The following is a 16,237-nucleotide window of genomic DNA, read 5'->3' as shown; positions in this document are numbered from 1 at the left end:
GGAGAAGCTCCCCCTGTCAACTGGAACCGCCGTTTAGATCGCCTCCCACGCTTCGTACAGGGCTGCGATTTCCGCGGTGAGCGACGCGTGCCGCTCACCCGCCGTTCTGGCCGCCTCGTGGTCGTTGAAGAAATCGGGCTGTGCCATCTTCTCCTCGAGTTTTGCGAGCTCACCTTCCTTCACGCCGATCTTCTCCTCGATTTCCGAAAGTTTTCGCTCCCGTGCCCGCTCCTCTTTCTGGCGCTGCTTGTCCAGTTCGCGCTGCTGCTGGCGCGACAGGCGCGGGTCGGAGGACTCCTCGGCGGCCGCGGTCTTTTCCTCTCCCTTGACCGGGGTGAGGCGCCCGAGGCCGTCCTGGCCGGGAGCCGCGGCTGCGGTGCCGGCGGTCTTTTCCAGGTAGTACTCGTAGTCGCCGTAGAAGTTCTCGAGCTTGCCACCACCGACCTCGACGACGCGGGTGGCGAGACCGTCGATGAAGTGGCGGTCATGGGAGACGAAGACGACGGTGCCGCCGAAGTGTTTGAGGGCCTCGAGGAGTACGTCCTTGCTGAAGAGGTCCAGGTGGTTGGTCGGCTCGTCCATGAGGAGCAGGTTGGCGGGGCGCAAAAGAAGCTTTGCGAGGGCGAGGCGGTTTCTTTCGCCGCCGGAGAGCACCCCTACTTTCTTATGGATGTCGTCGCCGGAGAAGAGGAAGGCCCCGAGGATGTCGCGCAGTTGCGGCACCATGTCGTATGGGGATTCGGCGAGGATCTCGTCGTAGACCGTGCGCGATGCGTCGAGCTCCTGGGCCTGGTCCTGTGCGAAGTAATCCTTGATCACGTTGTGGCCGTCCTTCACCGCCCCGGAGGTGACGTCGGCGTTTGCCAGCACCCGCATCAGGGTCGATTTGCCGGCGCCGTTGTGGCCTACCAGCGCGACCCGCTCTCCGCTTTCCACGGTGAGATCCACGTTTTCGAGCACCACGTTGCTGCCGTAGGCCTTGGTTACGCCGGTCAGTTCGATGACGGTCTTGCCGCTCTTTGGAGGGGTCGGGAAGCGGAAGTGGATCTTCCTGCGCTCGGGGGGGAGGACGATGCGCTCGATCTTCTCGAGCTGCTTGATGCGCGACTGCACCATGGCGGCCTTGTCCGCCTTGTAGCGGAAGCGGGAGATGAAGTCTTCCATCTTCTCCACCTCCTCGTCCTGGCGCTTCTTGGCCTCGCGGAGGGCGGAAACCCGCTCCTCGCGCTGCACGAGATAATTACTGTAGTTGCAGTGGTAATCGGTGATGGCGTGGTTCCAGACCTCGGCGATCCTCGAACAGACCTGGTCCAGGAAGAAGCGGTCGTGCGAGACCAGCATCACGGAGTAGGGGTAGTTCTGCAGGTAGCCTTCGAGCCAGTTGCGCGCCTCGATGTCCAGGTGGTTGGTAGGCTCGTCCAAAAGGAGGACGTTCGGCTTCTTGAGGAGGAGCTTCGCGAGTGCGATGCGCATCTGCCAGCCGCCGGAGAACTCGCCGCACTCCTTTTCCCAGTCGGCGGAGGAGAAACCTAAACCGGTGAGGACGTTGCCGACCTCGCTCTCCATGGCATAGCCCCCCTTCAGGCGGAACTCCTCCTGGAGGTGGCCGAAGCGGTCCAGGAGCTGGTCGTGCCCCGGCGCGTCGTGCGGCTCGTGTTCCAGGCGCGCGGTCAGCTGGGCGATCTCACGCTCGATCTCCTGCAGTTCGGAGAGCGCCGTCATCACCTCAGCGAAGAGCGGCTGGCCTTTCGCGACGATGCCGTCCTGCGGGAGGTAACCTACCGTGCCGCCGCGGGTGATCTGGATGTCGCCGCTAGTGCTTTCCACCTCGCCCGCGATGATGCGCATGAGGGTCGACTTGCCGGCGCCGTTCTCGCCGACTAGACCGACGCGCTCGCCTTTTTTCAGATGCCAGCTGATGTCTACGAAAAGCGGTTTTCCCGCGAAATCCTTGGAGAGTTTCTTCAGGTGCAGCATCGAGGTTTCCTTCCTGGGGGACTATTGAGGCCGGGGTGCCCGGAACAACGGGACATTGTAGGTAAAGCGGCGGGAGTTTGTCAAAAGCAAAAGGCAAACTGACAGGGATGAAGGGGATGAAAGGGATAAAGGCTTTTAAACCAAATAAAGGTTCGTGTTTTTGCCTTTGCAGTTATCCCTTTTATCCCCTTCATCCCTGTTAAACGCCTTGTTCTTTATTTCTTGTCCTTCTCCGCGAGGTAGTCGGCTAGGATGGTGCGGCTGTGTTCGTCGTCGTGGCAGTAGACGCAAAGGTTTTCCCAGTTGCTCCCGTCGGGCGGTACCCCCCACTCTTTTTTTAGAAACTCTACCCCGACACTCTTTGAATTTCTGAAAAACTTTGCCCATGCCAAATTTGATGACATTCGGCAATTGCCTTCGGTAGGTACGGGCTGTTTTCCTTTTGGCGGGTGGGAATCGTTCTTAGACGAGGTCCTGAAAAGGTGCACCAGGGATAAAATTAATTGGAGCTTGATTTCTGGGGGGGATGATAGCATTCTTGCGGGAAGATGGCAAAGGTTTGAGCCGGAGAGCCTTCCCCGCAGGTTGGGGGGCTTTGGCGATGGCAATCGGAGGTCACATGTCTGCTGGATTCAATTCAAGAAGGCCCCGTACGGTAAAACCCATTTCGCAGCAGGAAGCAGACGAGCTCGTCTTGAAAATGCGAGGGGAACGGTCCGCACTTGAGGACTACCGGGCGAAATCACTTAAGCTTCACGGATGGATTTGCGCTAAATGCGCCCGAGAGTTTGAACAAAGTAACCTTCACCTGCTCACGGTGCACCATAAAGATGGAAACCATAAAAATAATCCCAGTGATGGTTCGAATTGGGAAAATCTTTGTGTTTACTGTCATGATGATGAACATAGCCGCGGAATATTGGCGGATTACCTAAATAAAGGGAATAAAGAGTAGGCGGGAATGCTCCTCCTGTGTCTCGGATGGCTTTAAGTGTATTATGTCTCCCCTAAAAAAAGATTTTGGCTCTTCGAATTTCGGTGTGGAAACGCAATGGGTGACAAAATCATCCAAACAAAAATATAGTGTGGATTTTTTGCGATCACTGACATCCTATCCTTGATCCTCGCTCAACCATCTTGTCACCAACTGCGTCATCTTCCACGACACCTTCTCAATCAGCCGTATCATTCACGAACTTCAACAAGGCCTACCAACTCGACCCCGCCTAGAATGCTGAAATCAGTCCGTATCCTACCCAGCACATCAACGCGATTCGGCCGATACGATCTAGTCCTGTAAAGACATCACCCGAAGTGGTTTCCAATTTTTAGAGGCGTAAAGTGATCGGGATAATGATAAGCTGTTTTTCATTGACCACTGCCTAAAACCGTTATAAATTCGGCTTGCTGAGGATGTCACGGGATGTTGTACAGAAAACCGCCCAACAAGCCAGTTGGAACATTTATCCCGATAAATAAGCCTTTCAATACGATAATCTATCCAAATGGCTTCATTTGGGTCATCTTTGCAGAACGGGATTTTGTCGAACTTGTAAGGATCCGGTAGAATAACCGATTTAGGACGATCAGCGGTTCACGCGCGCGTGAACCGCTCAATAGGTAGTTGGCACAGGAACGAAAGGAGATAAAAGTGAATGAACAAATAAGCGGGTTTAAGTATGACATCACGGTTTCTTTTGCTGGAGAAGATCGTTTGGTAGTCGAACAATTCGTGAATAAACTAAATGAATCCGGCGTGCGGGTTTTTTTCGATAGTTGGGAACAAGCAAACCTTTGGGGCAAAGACCTCTATCAACACCTTGATGAAGTGTACCGTAAATCAGCTCGGTTCTGTGTTGTTTTCATATCTCAACACTATGCAGCAAAAGCCTGGACCAGCCACGAGTTAAGAAGCGCGCAAGCTCGTGCTTTTCGGGACAACGCCGAGTATATTTTACCTATTAAAATTGACGATACAGAACTGCTAGGTTTGCCTCCAACAATTGGCTACCTTGATCTCCGAAAGGTTAATGTAGAATCAATAGCAAGTTTAGTGCTGCAGAAGCTGCATGCAGAAGCGCTTACGCCAATTCTGGCGCAAGTTGCCACTACAACAACCACCCCTGCCCCGACTCCCCCAGGATTTCGAATACCGAGAATCGGTAGAGCGAACCTCGATCCTGTTCAAGAAGCATATAACCTTGTCGCACACATCGAAACTGTAATTGACCAGCGCATACCGGTACTTCGAGAGGCCGGTTTGACCGTGAGCAAAACTACCCCTGAAGGCAGCCGACTTTATCGAATCACATACAATCAGCGATTGATTTACTTCTTCAGAATGGCTGTCGGGAGCAGTATGGGAGCACACATTTTGTCATTTCTTGATGGCTGGAACGAACCGAGTACAGCTAATGCAGCCACCGCATACGGAGAAGTTCAACAAACTATTAGTCAGAAAGAGCCAAGCGTGAGCATTACCAACTTAAGCCTTCTTGAGACACCTGGGGTTTCTGTGGTTATGACTTATGATGAGCTAGCAGACAGTATTTGGCAAAAGTCATGTAATGTAATTGAGTCCATAATGAACAGATAGCTACGAAGAAATGATTTTATGAAATAAGAATCAATTCAGGTGGTAGAACTGTAACCAGATTAAAACATTTGGCATGGATTCTTATTACCCTTTTCAAGTGAGGTTGTTGTGCATAAAATAAATAAAATTAAATCTTTTTCCTATGATGTGTGTTTATCGTTTGCTGAAGAAGAAAGGGGGTATGTAGAGGAAGTTGCTGAATCCTTAAAACACAAAGGAGTGAGAGTATTTTACGACAGGTACGAGTTGGTTGCACTATGGGGGAAAGACTTATACTCGCACTTGGATGACATCTACCAAAACTCAGCACGTTATTGCGTGGTCTTTGCTTCGAACAGATATGCCAAAAAAATCTGGACCAACCATGAATTGAGGTCAGCTCAAGCTCGGGCCATAAAGGAGAAGCATGAGTATATTCTTCCTGCTCGTTTCGACGATACAGCCATACCTGGCCTGCCAGACACCATAAATTACATAAATTTGAAAAGTGTTAACCCTGTTGAACTAGCGAATTTAATTGTACAAAAGATAGGGGTCTGGGAAAGAGAAAACTATTTCCCAGCCGATCCGGACTATTTATTTAAGCAGCTCAAATGTAAAACTAACAGTAATAAATATTATGCATATAAAGTGTGTCTTGAATTTTTTAATATACTTAAACGACTAACTGATGCTGAAAAAGAAGTATTGTTAACAATAATATTGTTAGGTTGTCATGCAGAACTTCCAGAAAATATACATGTTGATGTTGAGAGGATTGTAGAGGCAACTGGCTTGACAATTAAGAATATACTACGTGATCTTTCAGGAATATCAGTATTTGGTTTTGAGTGTAAGTCGATACAATTTCATGACGACCATGGCAATCTTAACGAGCATATAGATATAATGTGGAACCAAAGTCAGGGTAAAAAGTTTGTGATGGATATTGTGTATCATATGGTACACGGTGCTACTGATGGGTACTGTGTAGGGCATGCGATGGCAGCTCTTAGACGAAATGATTTTTCGCAACTTTCATCTGATACTTTCAGGCTAGATGAGCATCAATAGGCTTTTAATAGAGCCGAGGGGGCGAGGCTGAGTAGGAGGCTTAATGCAGAAAGAGGATGAGAGGGGGCAGCCCTCGACACAGGACAAATTGAAGTTAGAATTCCCAACAAGGAAGTTAGACCGGCCGCGCCGGTCAACTTCCGCCCGTTGGACCATGAGATAAAGGGATGATTTTCGGATATTACACTCCTGAAATATTTGCCAGTTTGGTGCTGATTCTTGTCATTTCCTTGATTGTTTTCGCATTTAAAAGAACCAATTACAAATTGAGGACATGGGCAGCCGAGCAGGGATACGCAATTACGGGCATCTCCTCCAAGGGAATGGGTAAGAATCCCTATTTTTTCAATACGAAACGAGCAAGTGTTTATTACGTCAAAATAAAGGATCGGAACGGGCAGAGCCGAGCTTGTTGGCTCCGTGTTCCGCAATATGGATATGACATAGATTGTACATGGGAAGATCCGTGAGGACTTAAATGAAGGCACCCGCTGATGTAACTCAGTCCGCCGAGGAGTTGCCCAACAACAACGGGTGGAGACGGTCTTCGCAAGTCGGTTGAAGACGGCGAAAGCTTGAACCAGCTGGGGTGCTCCGCCGCTCACCCGCAACCCGTTGGACAAGAAAGAATGAAAACATCAAAAGAGAGAACAAATGCAGTAGTGGCGAGTGCCTGTGCCGCTGCGGGGAATCTTGGGGCCACGGCGGTTGTTCTTAATGCTGGAGGCCTGACAGACTTTATGGCGATTTTGTCTAACAGCCCACGGCTCGTCCTGCTCCTGCTGTCGGGACTCATCTCCGCGCTAATCACAGTTATTTTGCTTCTGCCGCTGCAACTGGGCAAAGGCTTCAAACTTACGGCTTTTCTTGTCTCCATCGCCATTTTTGTTATAGCAGCACTTCAAACTTCGATAGTGACCCTTTTTGTTCTTTTATGGCCATGGTCACTTTACAGACTATATCGGGACAACGATCGGATTGAGAGTTAGTGATTGAGCCATCGGGGAAACCGCTCAGCCCCTGACTTGGCACATTTTAAAAAGGATTCCAACACTTATCAGGCCCCCGTCTGTCAATAGGCAAAATGGTGCCCTAACGATTTGAAGTCGCCTTTTTAGAAGAATCGTATCTCTGGAGACGGACTGCGCGAGTCAATAGGAGCGAATAGGAGCCTGTGAGAGCAAGGTCGCTCCACCGCTCACCCGCAACCCGTTGAGTGAGTAAAGAATGATAGACAGAAAAGCAAGAGACATACTCGCTGAGAACTTTCGGCACCTGATATGCGGACAAATTTCGAACGACCAATTTGAAGACAGGCAGAAATATAGCAAAGATGCTGGAGTATGCGAGGTGCTCTACAACGGAGCTTGGCCGCTTTACGACGATCTCCACGAACATAAACTGACAGGCAAGTGGGCAATTCCGGAGGAAGGAAAACCGATTGCTGCTCGGTATATCCTCTTCCTGAAAACAGACCTTGAATACGAATGGCCGAGGAAAACGGGGATAAAAGAAGTTCCTTGGGCTTTTCTTGGCCTCTTTACTTTCGGAATAGCGTCATTAATCCGCAACAGGATTAAGACTAAAGGAGAAAGAGGCGACAAATCTGTATGGCCGTTTTATCGCCGTTCTGACTACGAAGCCGCTCTGGAAGTACCGCCATACTTGAATAGAGAGCACTCAACCAGGGCCTTGAACGCCGACCGGGGCTGAGAACCGCCCCGGCGCGTGTCAAGGCCCGGCCCGTTGGAACTTAAAAATATCGAGGTGAACCATATGAGGTTTTTGTTGCTGCTCTTTTGTGTGTCTTATTGCGTATCATCTGGTTTTGAGAGTTTTGCCGCAGATAAGATGGAAATACAGAATATAAGTAATGAAACACCTCTGCCAATATATGGTAAGTTGCATGAATTTTTTAGAGGAGATGTAATTTATTCACGAGATGCTGTCACTCTAGGTCCAATAGTCAAGGAATGTACAGCTTACGACAGCAAGATGTCTAAGGATAACAAACCTGGGTGGATCACAAATATTCGTTGGTCAAAACATAAAAGTATGGGTGGGTATTATACGAATATCATCCTTATTGTGGATGGTGTTTATCATACATATCCGCTTGCTGCAGGCCATGAAAATAAGAAAGATTTTGGGATAATCTACACAAAAGATCACTTTTTTGAGCTCCCCCTAGGAGAGGGCGTCAGATATATTGATTCATTTCAAGTAGTAGTTTATGGAAATGCCCTTCCTCCAAGCAACCCTGATGTTACCGGTGGGGGTGGATTAGAAAATGTATTCATTGGTTGGCGTACCGATAATTAAGTTGCAATTATCTAAATCCAACAAGGAAGATGCACCTGACCAAAATAACCGTCAGGTGATCTCCCACGCCGTTGGACCCAAGAACAGGGGGTAAAGAGGATGAATCTTTGATGTCACGCGTAATACGGATACATACGCTACGACTATGGCTGCGGGAAGCCGGCCACGCCGCTGCACCCCCAGCCGAACATTCAGCAATGAGAAATGAGAAGGGAAAGATATGAATTCTTCACAAACTGTCATATTAGGCGTTGTCAGTGGAGTTATTACAAGTGGCTTGTTATACCTGGCACTAACCATCTTCAAGGCCGTAATTTTGCCTTGGTACCAAAATGTTATTTACTCAGGCACCCAAATTGCCGGTGAATGGTATTGCTATGCAAGGGATCTTGCGCAAAATGCAAAGTTTGAGCTCACTCAGCATGCAAACGAATTGAAAGGGCAGGCTGTTTACATTCATGCAGATGAAGGAGATGTAGAAATAGAAAAACTCAGGACATTCAGTGTGTCTGGAATCATCGAAGAAAGATTCGTACAACTCAATCTCAAGCATGTTGATAAAACCAGAATCGGACTCGTCTCATACTTACTCGAAGTTAAGGGTGATGGTCGCAGGATGAGTGGTGCTGGTTGCTATTATGAAGTGCACGATTGTGAAGTCGAAACTACACCTTTATTGTTTTCACGGCAGCCTCTATCACATGAGTACTTGAGCGATTTTTGGCAACTTGAAGATGAGACATCAGAAGATCATGAGCAGAGTACCGATTTGGGTGCTGAGGGAGAAAAAACGAGGCAAGCAGAAAATCCACCTGCTATTGACAGTTGTGTGCGGCCCAGCCCGAGTAGACAACCTGCTTGCGGGTGAAAAGTAAAGCCGAAGGAAGACATTCAACCAGCGGCAAGACCGGCCCAAGTAGAGGAGGCCGGTCAACTCCCGAACCGTTGGACAAAAGAGCCACAAGTCATCAACTACGGAGTGGATATTTCCACCTTGTTAGCCTTCATTAAAGGACGGCAAGCTATAGCCCTATTCCACACTCAAATTTGGAGACCCAAGATTTTTACCGGCTCTTATCTGGTATAGAGGCCCTAAACGGTCAGATCTATGGCAGGCACACAGGAGCTAGGAGATTTTTGTTGGGGGCTGAGGCGTAGGAGACCGAACTATAAGTATGAGGGCGTGACGGCAACCTTTCGGGTTTCTTTAAAGGCTCTTCTGATCGTGGGTGTTCCAAAGCGCAGTTACCGCATCTGTTTCGGGAGCATAGGGGCGGAGGTTTGGATCCTGCCTTCGGACCATTAAAAACAAAGGCCCTTGGCATTCGCTGAGGGCTTTTGCGTTGGGGCCGCGGTCCTCTTCTGGTCCACGAGGTTCTTTTCCTGGCCAAGAAGACATTCTATACCCAGCAGTCCACCACACCACGGTCTCAAGTCATAACGCCTCCTGCCTCTACTGTCTTATCTGATTACTGTTACTACTTAAATCTTTCAAAATGAACTTGCCATAACGTGAAAATTGCTTTAGGTTGCGGTGGTTCGGCATAGGTCCCGTTGGAATGGTATGGGGAGTATATAAAACTCCTAATAAACTAATCCGGAGGTCAAGAAATGACAGCAAAAAAACGGGTGTTCATTAGCTTTGACTACGATAACGATGAAGGCGCAAAGATCATGTTGGCCGGTCAGGCAAAGCTTCCAGATAGTCCTTTCGACTTCAAGGATGCATCGGTCAAAGAGCACTTGACTGGTGACTGGAAGGAGAAAGTTGGACGCCGAATGGACAACATCGATGTTGTAGTAGTGCTCTGCGGCACAAAGACGGACAAGGCAACAGGGGTAGCAGCAGAGCTCACAATTGCTAAGGAGAAGAAGAAGGAATACTTCCACCTTGCAGCATATTCTGACAAAACCTGCGTGAAACCTACGTCAGCGACGTCCTCGGACAAGCTTTACAAGTGGACGTGGGAAAACCTGAAAAATCTCATTGGCGGTGGGAGGTAGGGGGCATGCGGAAGGCTTTGGTTGTCGGTATTGATTACTATGAGCATGTTACACCACTGTTCGGCTGTGTGAACGATGCACACACGGTAAAGACGGTTCTTGATCGGAACAGTGACGGAACTGTCAACTTCGGGACAAAGCTTTTAACAGGAACAGGTCCTTCGGATTTCGTCAAACGGGCACAACTCCGGGACGGCATCAGGGAACTATTTGCTGGAGAATGTGAGACCGCACTCTTTTACTTCGCAGGACATGGTCACATTGAGAGCACCGGCGGCTACCTGATTGCAAGCGATGCAAAATCCGGCGATGAAGGGATACCGCTCAGCGAGGTTGTTGCGTTCGCCAACCAATCGTCTGCCAGAAATCGCATCATCATACTGGACAGCTGCCACTCTGGAGTTGCCGGAAATTCAGCCTTGGCTTCGAATGTCGCAGAACTCAAAGAAGGAACGACAATCCTGACTGCCTCTACTGCCGAACAGTATGCCTCGGAAAAGAATGGAGCGGGTGTCTTCACCACGTTGCTTGTCGATGCCTTGAGCGGCGCTGCGGGGAACCTTGTTGGTGATGTAACGCCTGGTAGTGTCTATGCTCACATAGACCAGTCTCTTGGGCCATGGGACCAGCGTCCGGTATTTAAAACAAATGTAAAAAGCTTCGTCTCTCTTCGAAGGGTTCAGGCCCCAGTGGCCCTGACTGAACTGCAACGCATTACCGAATTTTTCCCTAAAGCGGGAGATGAGTTCCCTCTCGATCCGTCCTTCGAGCCTGAGCGACAAGGGGCAGATCTGTCAATTCCGGCACCCAACCCGGTCAATACGGCAAAATTCGCAATTTTACAGAAATACAACCGTGTCGGGCTTGTAGTCCCTGTTGATGCTCCTCATATGTGGCACGCAGCGATGGGGAACAAGGCATGTAGGCTAACTGTCCTTGGTGAACACTATCGCAGATTAGTCGAGCAAGGTCGTATCTAAAATTTCCCAGGACGTTGAAGAATCTGGAGCGAAATCGAGGGGAAAATGCCGCTTTTTATCAGCTACTCTCACACAGATAAGGACTTCGTCGATAATCTTGCTATGCAACTGGTCGCGCGGAATGTACATGTCTGGCTTGATCGGTGGGAAATGCATGTTGGCGAGTCCATAATCGATAAGGTCCAACAGGCGATCACAGATGCTAGTGCACTTCTTGTGGTCCTCTCACCAGATGCTGTTGCCTCAGAATGGTGCAGAAAGGAGTTGAACAGCGGCTTAATCCGAGAACTTGAAGAGCGGCGGATAGTCATCCTCCCTGTGCTCTTTCGAGACTGCGACATCCCCATTTTCCTACGCGAAAAAATGTACGCCGATTTCCGTACAAATTTTGACGAGGGCCTTCGTACCATACATGAAGCGGTTGCTAAGGTGACCAACGAATGGCGGAACCGGCTCGAAAAACCTAACTGGCATACCGATTGGGGAATCGACTGGGGATATGTTGGTGGAAGGCTAGTCATTAACCTAACGATGATAGAGGTACCGGAAAGTCAACCATACTCCGTCTTGACCCTCATCAGCCTTCTCCCTGCCCCTGACAGCCAGAGATGGTACAAAAGGATGGTGAAAGAAGGGAAAGGGGACGTCGCTAGGAATCTCATTATTGCCGCTTTTTCAGAAGCTCTATCACTAATAGACCACAAGATACTTCTTGAGGATCAGTTCCCTCAACATGCATCAATCCCTTTCTCCACAGCCTATGGCGACTTCCTCGGCAACATTACAACAAGGCTTCTTGGGACTGACACCGGTCGCGACGTACTCTTCTACACTGCGCAGCAAATTGCAGGAATCAATGAGCAGATGAAGAAGGTGGTAATGCCGCCGAAGGGTAAATAAGGCATAAGAGAATGAAGGTGGGGTGGTCCTGAGCCACCGACAAGAGACGGGTACCGCCTCAGATGCTTAATGCGGCTAGATAGTGAGATTTAAGCTACTTAAATGATCTAGGTTCCGATGGCCATACTTCATTGACTTCTACTCTTGATAAGAGTAGTATCCGGGCAGTTTGAGAGGGGGCTAAGAAACAAGGGTGCCAGTATGGAGAAAGACCAGAGAAAGAAAATTGTGGCCCACAAACTTGTGGATATTGGTGAAAGTGTCACATCTTGGGCTGCTAAGAACGGGCTTCATCAGCGCATTGTTGCTGATCTTTTAGACGGCAAACTGAAGGGAACTCGTGGGGTAACCCTGGAGGCACGTAGGAAACTCGAGGAGACGTTCGGACCGATATTCGGCTCTTAACCTCGCCCAAGTCTGAGTTCCCGCATCCGCAAAGTCGACAGGTATCCATCGCATGACGTCCCACCTAATCGTTCTTGCCATGCCTTGTTCCGATAATGCCATTAAATAGCAGTGAGAGAGGCTTCAAGTGTCACGGAATCAAAAAACTACCCCTTTGATGTGCACAATCTGATGACATCCCAGCAAAACAATGACTGGAGGGTTGTATGACGATTCCTGAGCTTTTGACGGCATTCACGCGGGTATGCCCCAATGGCGTGTCATTCGATGCCATGGCCGTGCGACTATTGCGGCAGAAAGTCCCATTTGAAGATTGGCAGGTCGAGGATTTGAAATCAGCCATGTTCCGGTCGAAGAGTGGGCTGTGGTTTACATGCGAGATGATTTTGGATGAAGAGTCGTTGTCTGCATTCAATGGACAGGCGATGGCATGGCTTATGGAATACGGTTGTTTTGCGGTCGAACGGTTGTTGGAAGCTTTTTGCAGCGTTTTCCGTAATATAGCCACGTTAGAGGATTGTGCTGCGCTTCTTGGGCATATGGGATTCACGATTGCTACGGGTAGGAAGGGGGGGCTCTTCTGTTGTCAGCCTGAATCTAGCTTAGAGGAACGTTTGGCGGCAATCTCAGAGAAGATTGCAGGATGGCTTGAAGAGGCGGACGGCACTTTGACCGTTCACGAGATAGAAACGGAGATGCCACACCTCAGTGCCGAGGCATTAGAGAGCATCCGAGAGCTTTTCCTTCCGGAAGTCCATGAGGCGGAAGTGGGCGGAGTACCTTGTTGGCGCAACGCAGACGGGGTTTTCCTACCAGAGGATTTTTCGAGTAGGCTGACCACCATCGTCGACACGCTGGTTATGCTTGAAGAAAGAGTGTCTGTTGCCAATTTAGAGTTTGCTTTGAATTTACTCTACTGTGTGCGCTTCCGCACGGAATATGCCTTAACGGATAACGATACCTTCATGCGGATCTGCGCAAAACATTATCACGGTGGGAAAAACGCATTTCCAAATACGAAGAGACTTCGTACTAATGGAGATGGCGGCACCATGGCGGGCAAGCGCGTCCGTAGTCCCAATACGCGCTTTCACAGTCTTGGTGTGCCAATCGGCGCAAAGCTATTCTTCACAAAGGACAGTCGTATCACTTGCACTGTACTGGATGACTCCAATCAGGTGGAGTACGGCGGCAAAGCATGGGCGATTTCGCCGTTGGCAATGCATTTATTAGGTGGGGTGGTCGTAAATGGTTTTGCACATTTCAGTTATGAAGGCGAATCATTGTGGGAGCGTCGGTTGCGACTCAAATGGGAGCGCCTACACGACAAAGACCCGGGAAGCGAAGAATTCGCCGCTAGCTGATTTATGGAAAGCAGAAAACAAAAGCATTGCAGTATAAAGACAACCGATATCGTCTTAACTTAATGGTTGACTAAAAATGCCAGCAAAAATCGTTATTATGCTGAGTGGGCGAGATACGCTGAATACGGAGATATTGTGGAGAATTTTGAAAGTGATAGTGGGTGGGCTGCGCCGACTATGAAGGAAACCATCATAACTAGTAATACGCATTATATTATCTGCAAAAACAATGGCATCGTGCCGGAGGGCGGCACGAATGTATAGCTACGAGTGGGACAAGCGCACGGGCAGATACCGTCTGACAACGCAGACAGGGAAATTCGTGGCGAGTGAAATTCGCCCAGTCTTCGCAGAAGAGTTAACAGCCATGGAGTTGGAGGCAAGATTGGCGTTCGATCCGGTAGAGCGGCGCCCTCTCCTTTGGGCGAAACAGAACGTATTCCTGTATCGCGGTGAAGAAATAGCAAAACTCCATAAGAAACGAAATGGTAAGGTGGACATCGAGTGGAAGGGGGTTTTGTGCGAGACCGAAGCTCCATCCACGAGTGTGAAGCCAAGAACAAAATTGAATTTGGTTCCGGTTGATGTTGAGGTGCTGGTTGCCGAAAATCGTGACATCATGTCAGCGTTGGTGGCAGATACGCTCAAACGTATCAAGGAAATGTACGATGCCTACGCTGGAAAATGTGATGCTGTCTATATAGGTTTCAGTTGCGGCAAGGACTCAGTTGTTCTGCTCGACCTTTGCCACAAAGTTCTGCCATTAGACATTCCAGTCGTTTTCAGTGATACAGATATGGAGCTTCCGGATACATACAGCATCTGGGAACAGATTCAAAACCTGTACAAAGGCCGTCCTTTTTTGAAGGTCTCCGCAAAAACCCCGGCATTGGAGAACTGGCGGCAGTTCGGACCACCGTCGCAAGCGTTGCGTTGGTGCTGTTCTGTTCACAAGAGCACTCCCGCAATATTAGCTCTCAAGGAAAGGCTTGGTAAACGGTCTATCAATACTTTGGCATTTGTTGGGGTCCGTGGTGAGGAGAGTCAACGGCGTTCGGGATACGAGGACATTGGCGATGGATTGAAAAGCCAATCGCAGGTAAATGCCATGCCAATTTTGGCTTGGTCTGCCCATGAACTGTGGCTTTACATTTTTGAGCACAAGTTGTTGCTGAACGAAGCATATCGAAAAGGTTTGCCACGTGTTGGATGTCTGATGTGTCCGATGTCAACTGACCGCCAAAATGACCTGATTCGTATGAATTATCCGGAAAAGGTCGCGCCGTTTGCTAATGCCGTGCGTAACACGATTGACCGCGAATTTTCATCTGAGGAAGACGCGGATGCATTCGTTTACGAAGGCGGATGGCATGCGCGGAAAAGCGGCGTGTCTTTGAAACACGTTATTGTAGAACCTGGCGTAGAACGCAAAAGCGACCGCATAATTTGTGAGTACCCAATTGAAGCAGAACGAGCCTTGAAAGAATGGCTCAAGGCTCTTGGAAAAATTGAAGGCACTGAGTTGTCATTCCGTGAAGACGGGCAGAGAGGGGTGTTAGAATGTGTCTGGTCAAACGGTAAGGCCGACAAGGCCGTCTCAAAGTGGCTGGTGTACGCTGTCCACAAGGCAATGTCCTGCACCGGATGTAACTCATGCGAGGCGGAATGTCCGACAGGAGCTTTACGGTTTGAGAAAGATACCTGTAATGGCAACACGAAGGTTCGTATCGATGACGTAACGTGCATCAGTTGCATGAGATGCTTTGCACCTGATGATGGATGTTGGCGATATTACTCAAAAAGGTATGCAGGAGCAAAGACTATGAACATCAGTGGAATTAATAAATACATGACTTTTGGACTGAAACCCGAATGGATTGAAGTCCTAGCCAACGCGGGTGCCAATTTCCGGCAGACAACTGCCTTGGGTAACAGGATGGTTCCAGCAGCCGTGACATGGTTCCGCGAGGCGGGGTTGATTGGAGATTCCACGGCCATTACCACAAACCTGCTTTTAGAAGTTGGCAAAAAACGAGGGTTTAGTGATTTGCTGTTTTGGCACCTGCTGTGGTTTCGTCTAGCAAATACTTCGCCGCTCGTTAAATGGTATGTTTGCAATACTGAGATCGATGTCCATTTCCATATGAAAGAGATTGATGAAAAGCTTAGTCAATCAGTAGGTTCGGCATCGGTGAGGAAAGGCGCATTACAATCCCTTTGCCAACTGGTTAAGTCTTCTCCGCTTGGGGAAGGAGCCGAGGCGTTGATTCATGCCGAAATGAAGGGGAGAGCTGTTGAAAAGCTCATGCACTGTTCGCGTCCGGTGGATCCACTGACAGTTCTATATGGGCTTTATGTGATGGCGGAAAAATCTGGCCGAGGTGCATTTACTGTGCGGCAAATGATGGTGACGGAGTTCGATGTGGAAGTCGTGTCACCACTGGCCGCTTTCGGCATATCTCCGGATGATTTCAAGAAACAGTGCATGGGACTCGCGGCGATGCATCCAGACTTCATCGCGTGCAGCTTTACCCTGGGATTGGACGAAGTGCGGGTGGCCTCGGGGACGAAAACTTGTGATGACGTTGTCGCTCTGATCTTGGAAAAGATTTGAAGCACAGATGGGTCACTGATTA

The 16,237-nt window shown here is 49.2% G+C and carries 14 protein-coding genes and 1 pseudogene; 13 read left to right on the top strand and 2 right to left on the bottom strand.

Annotated elements, in window-relative coordinates; genetic code table 11:
- Nucleotides 1–33: 33 nt before the first annotated feature.
- On the bottom strand, nt 34–1,977 hold the full coding sequence (locus E8L22_RS01745; protein ID WP_136523568.1) for an ABC-F family ATP-binding cassette domain-containing protein: 1,944 nt from the start codon (nt 1,975–1,977) through the stop codon (nt 34–36).
- A gap of 215 nt (nt 1,978–2,192) precedes the next feature.
- Nucleotides 2,193–2,297: pseudogene (locus E8L22_RS21685) on the bottom strand (HNH endonuclease); the annotation flags it as partial.
- A 299-nt stretch (nt 2,298–2,596) separates the two neighbouring features.
- Here E8L22_RS21685 and E8L22_RS01735 point away from each other — a divergent pair.
- The 13 genes from E8L22_RS01735 to E8L22_RS01675 all read left to right on the top strand — a co-directional run bounded on the left by E8L22_RS01735 (nt 2,597) and on the right by E8L22_RS01675 (nt 16,215).
- The gene (locus tag E8L22_RS01735) at nt 2,597–2,932 is read left to right on the top strand and encodes a YajD family HNH nuclease (RefSeq protein WP_136523567.1); all 336 of its coding nucleotides are present in this window, start codon (nt 2,597–2,599) and stop codon (nt 2,930–2,932) included.
- Between the two features lie 696 nt (nt 2,933–3,628).
- A complete protein-coding gene (locus tag E8L22_RS01730; protein WP_162604762.1) occupies nt 3,629–4,573 on the top strand; it encodes a toll/interleukin-1 receptor domain-containing protein in 945 nt (314 codons plus the stop codon).
- Between the two features lie 108 nt (nt 4,574–4,681).
- A complete protein-coding gene (locus tag E8L22_RS01725) occupies nt 4,682–5,626 on the top strand; it encodes a toll/interleukin-1 receptor domain-containing protein (RefSeq protein WP_162604761.1) in 945 nt (314 codons plus the stop codon).
- 629 nt (nt 5,627–6,255) lie between these two features.
- Nucleotides 6,256–6,615 carry a hypothetical protein gene (locus tag E8L22_RS01720; RefSeq protein WP_136523564.1) on the top strand — a complete coding sequence of 120 codons (360 nt, stop codon included), beginning with the start codon at nt 6,256–6,258 and terminating at the stop codon, nt 6,613–6,615.
- 238 nt (nt 6,616–6,853) lie between these two features.
- Nucleotides 6,854–7,339 carry a hypothetical protein gene (locus tag E8L22_RS01715; RefSeq protein WP_136523563.1) on the top strand — a complete coding sequence of 162 codons (486 nt, stop codon included), beginning with the start codon at nt 6,854–6,856 and terminating at the stop codon, nt 7,337–7,339.
- 138 nt (nt 7,340–7,477) lie between these two features.
- A complete protein-coding gene (locus E8L22_RS01710; RefSeq protein WP_162604760.1) occupies nt 7,478–7,948 on the top strand; it encodes a hypothetical protein in 471 nt (156 codons plus the stop codon).
- A 220-nt stretch (nt 7,949–8,168) separates the two neighbouring features.
- On the top strand, nt 8,169–8,816 hold the full coding sequence (locus E8L22_RS01705; protein ID WP_136523561.1) for a hypothetical protein: 648 nt from the start codon (nt 8,169–8,171) through the stop codon (nt 8,814–8,816).
- 743 nt (nt 8,817–9,559) lie between these two features.
- Nucleotides 9,560–9,952 (top strand): TIR domain-containing protein, encoded by a 393-nt coding sequence (locus E8L22_RS01700; RefSeq protein WP_136523560.1) that lies wholly within the window; start codon nt 9,560–9,562, stop codon nt 9,950–9,952.
- A 5-nt stretch (nt 9,953–9,957) separates the two neighbouring features.
- Complete coding sequence (locus E8L22_RS01695) at nt 9,958–10,932, top strand: caspase family protein (RefSeq protein ID WP_136523559.1); 975 nt, start codon at nt 9,958–9,960, stop codon at nt 10,930–10,932.
- A gap of 45 nt (nt 10,933–10,977) precedes the next feature.
- Complete coding sequence (locus E8L22_RS01690; protein WP_136523558.1) at nt 10,978–11,832, top strand: toll/interleukin-1 receptor domain-containing protein; 855 nt, start codon at nt 10,978–10,980, stop codon at nt 11,830–11,832.
- Between the two features lie 201 nt (nt 11,833–12,033).
- Nucleotides 12,034–12,237: a helix-turn-helix domain-containing protein gene (locus E8L22_RS01685; protein ID WP_136523557.1), complete on the top strand. Its 204-nt coding sequence runs from the start codon at nt 12,034–12,036 to the stop codon at nt 12,235–12,237.
- A gap of 206 nt (nt 12,238–12,443) precedes the next feature.
- Nucleotides 12,444–13,601 (top strand): hypothetical protein, encoded by a 1,158-nt coding sequence (locus E8L22_RS01680; protein ID WP_136523556.1) that lies wholly within the window; start codon nt 12,444–12,446, stop codon nt 13,599–13,601.
- A gap of 256 nt (nt 13,602–13,857) precedes the next feature.
- The gene (locus E8L22_RS01675; protein ID WP_136523555.1) at nt 13,858–16,215 is read left to right on the top strand and encodes a phosphoadenosine phosphosulfate reductase domain-containing protein; all 2,358 of its coding nucleotides are present in this window, start codon (nt 13,858–13,860) and stop codon (nt 16,213–16,215) included.
- Nucleotides 16,216–16,237 lie beyond the last annotated feature (22 nt).

The sequence above is a fragment of the Geomonas ferrireducens genome, from assembly GCF_004917065.1.
Classification (GTDB): Bacteria; Desulfobacterota; Desulfuromonadia; order Geobacterales; family Geobacteraceae; genus Geomonas; species Geomonas ferrireducens.
Note: the sequence above shows the minus strand (reverse complement) of the source record. Positions and strands in the feature narration are given on the sequence as shown.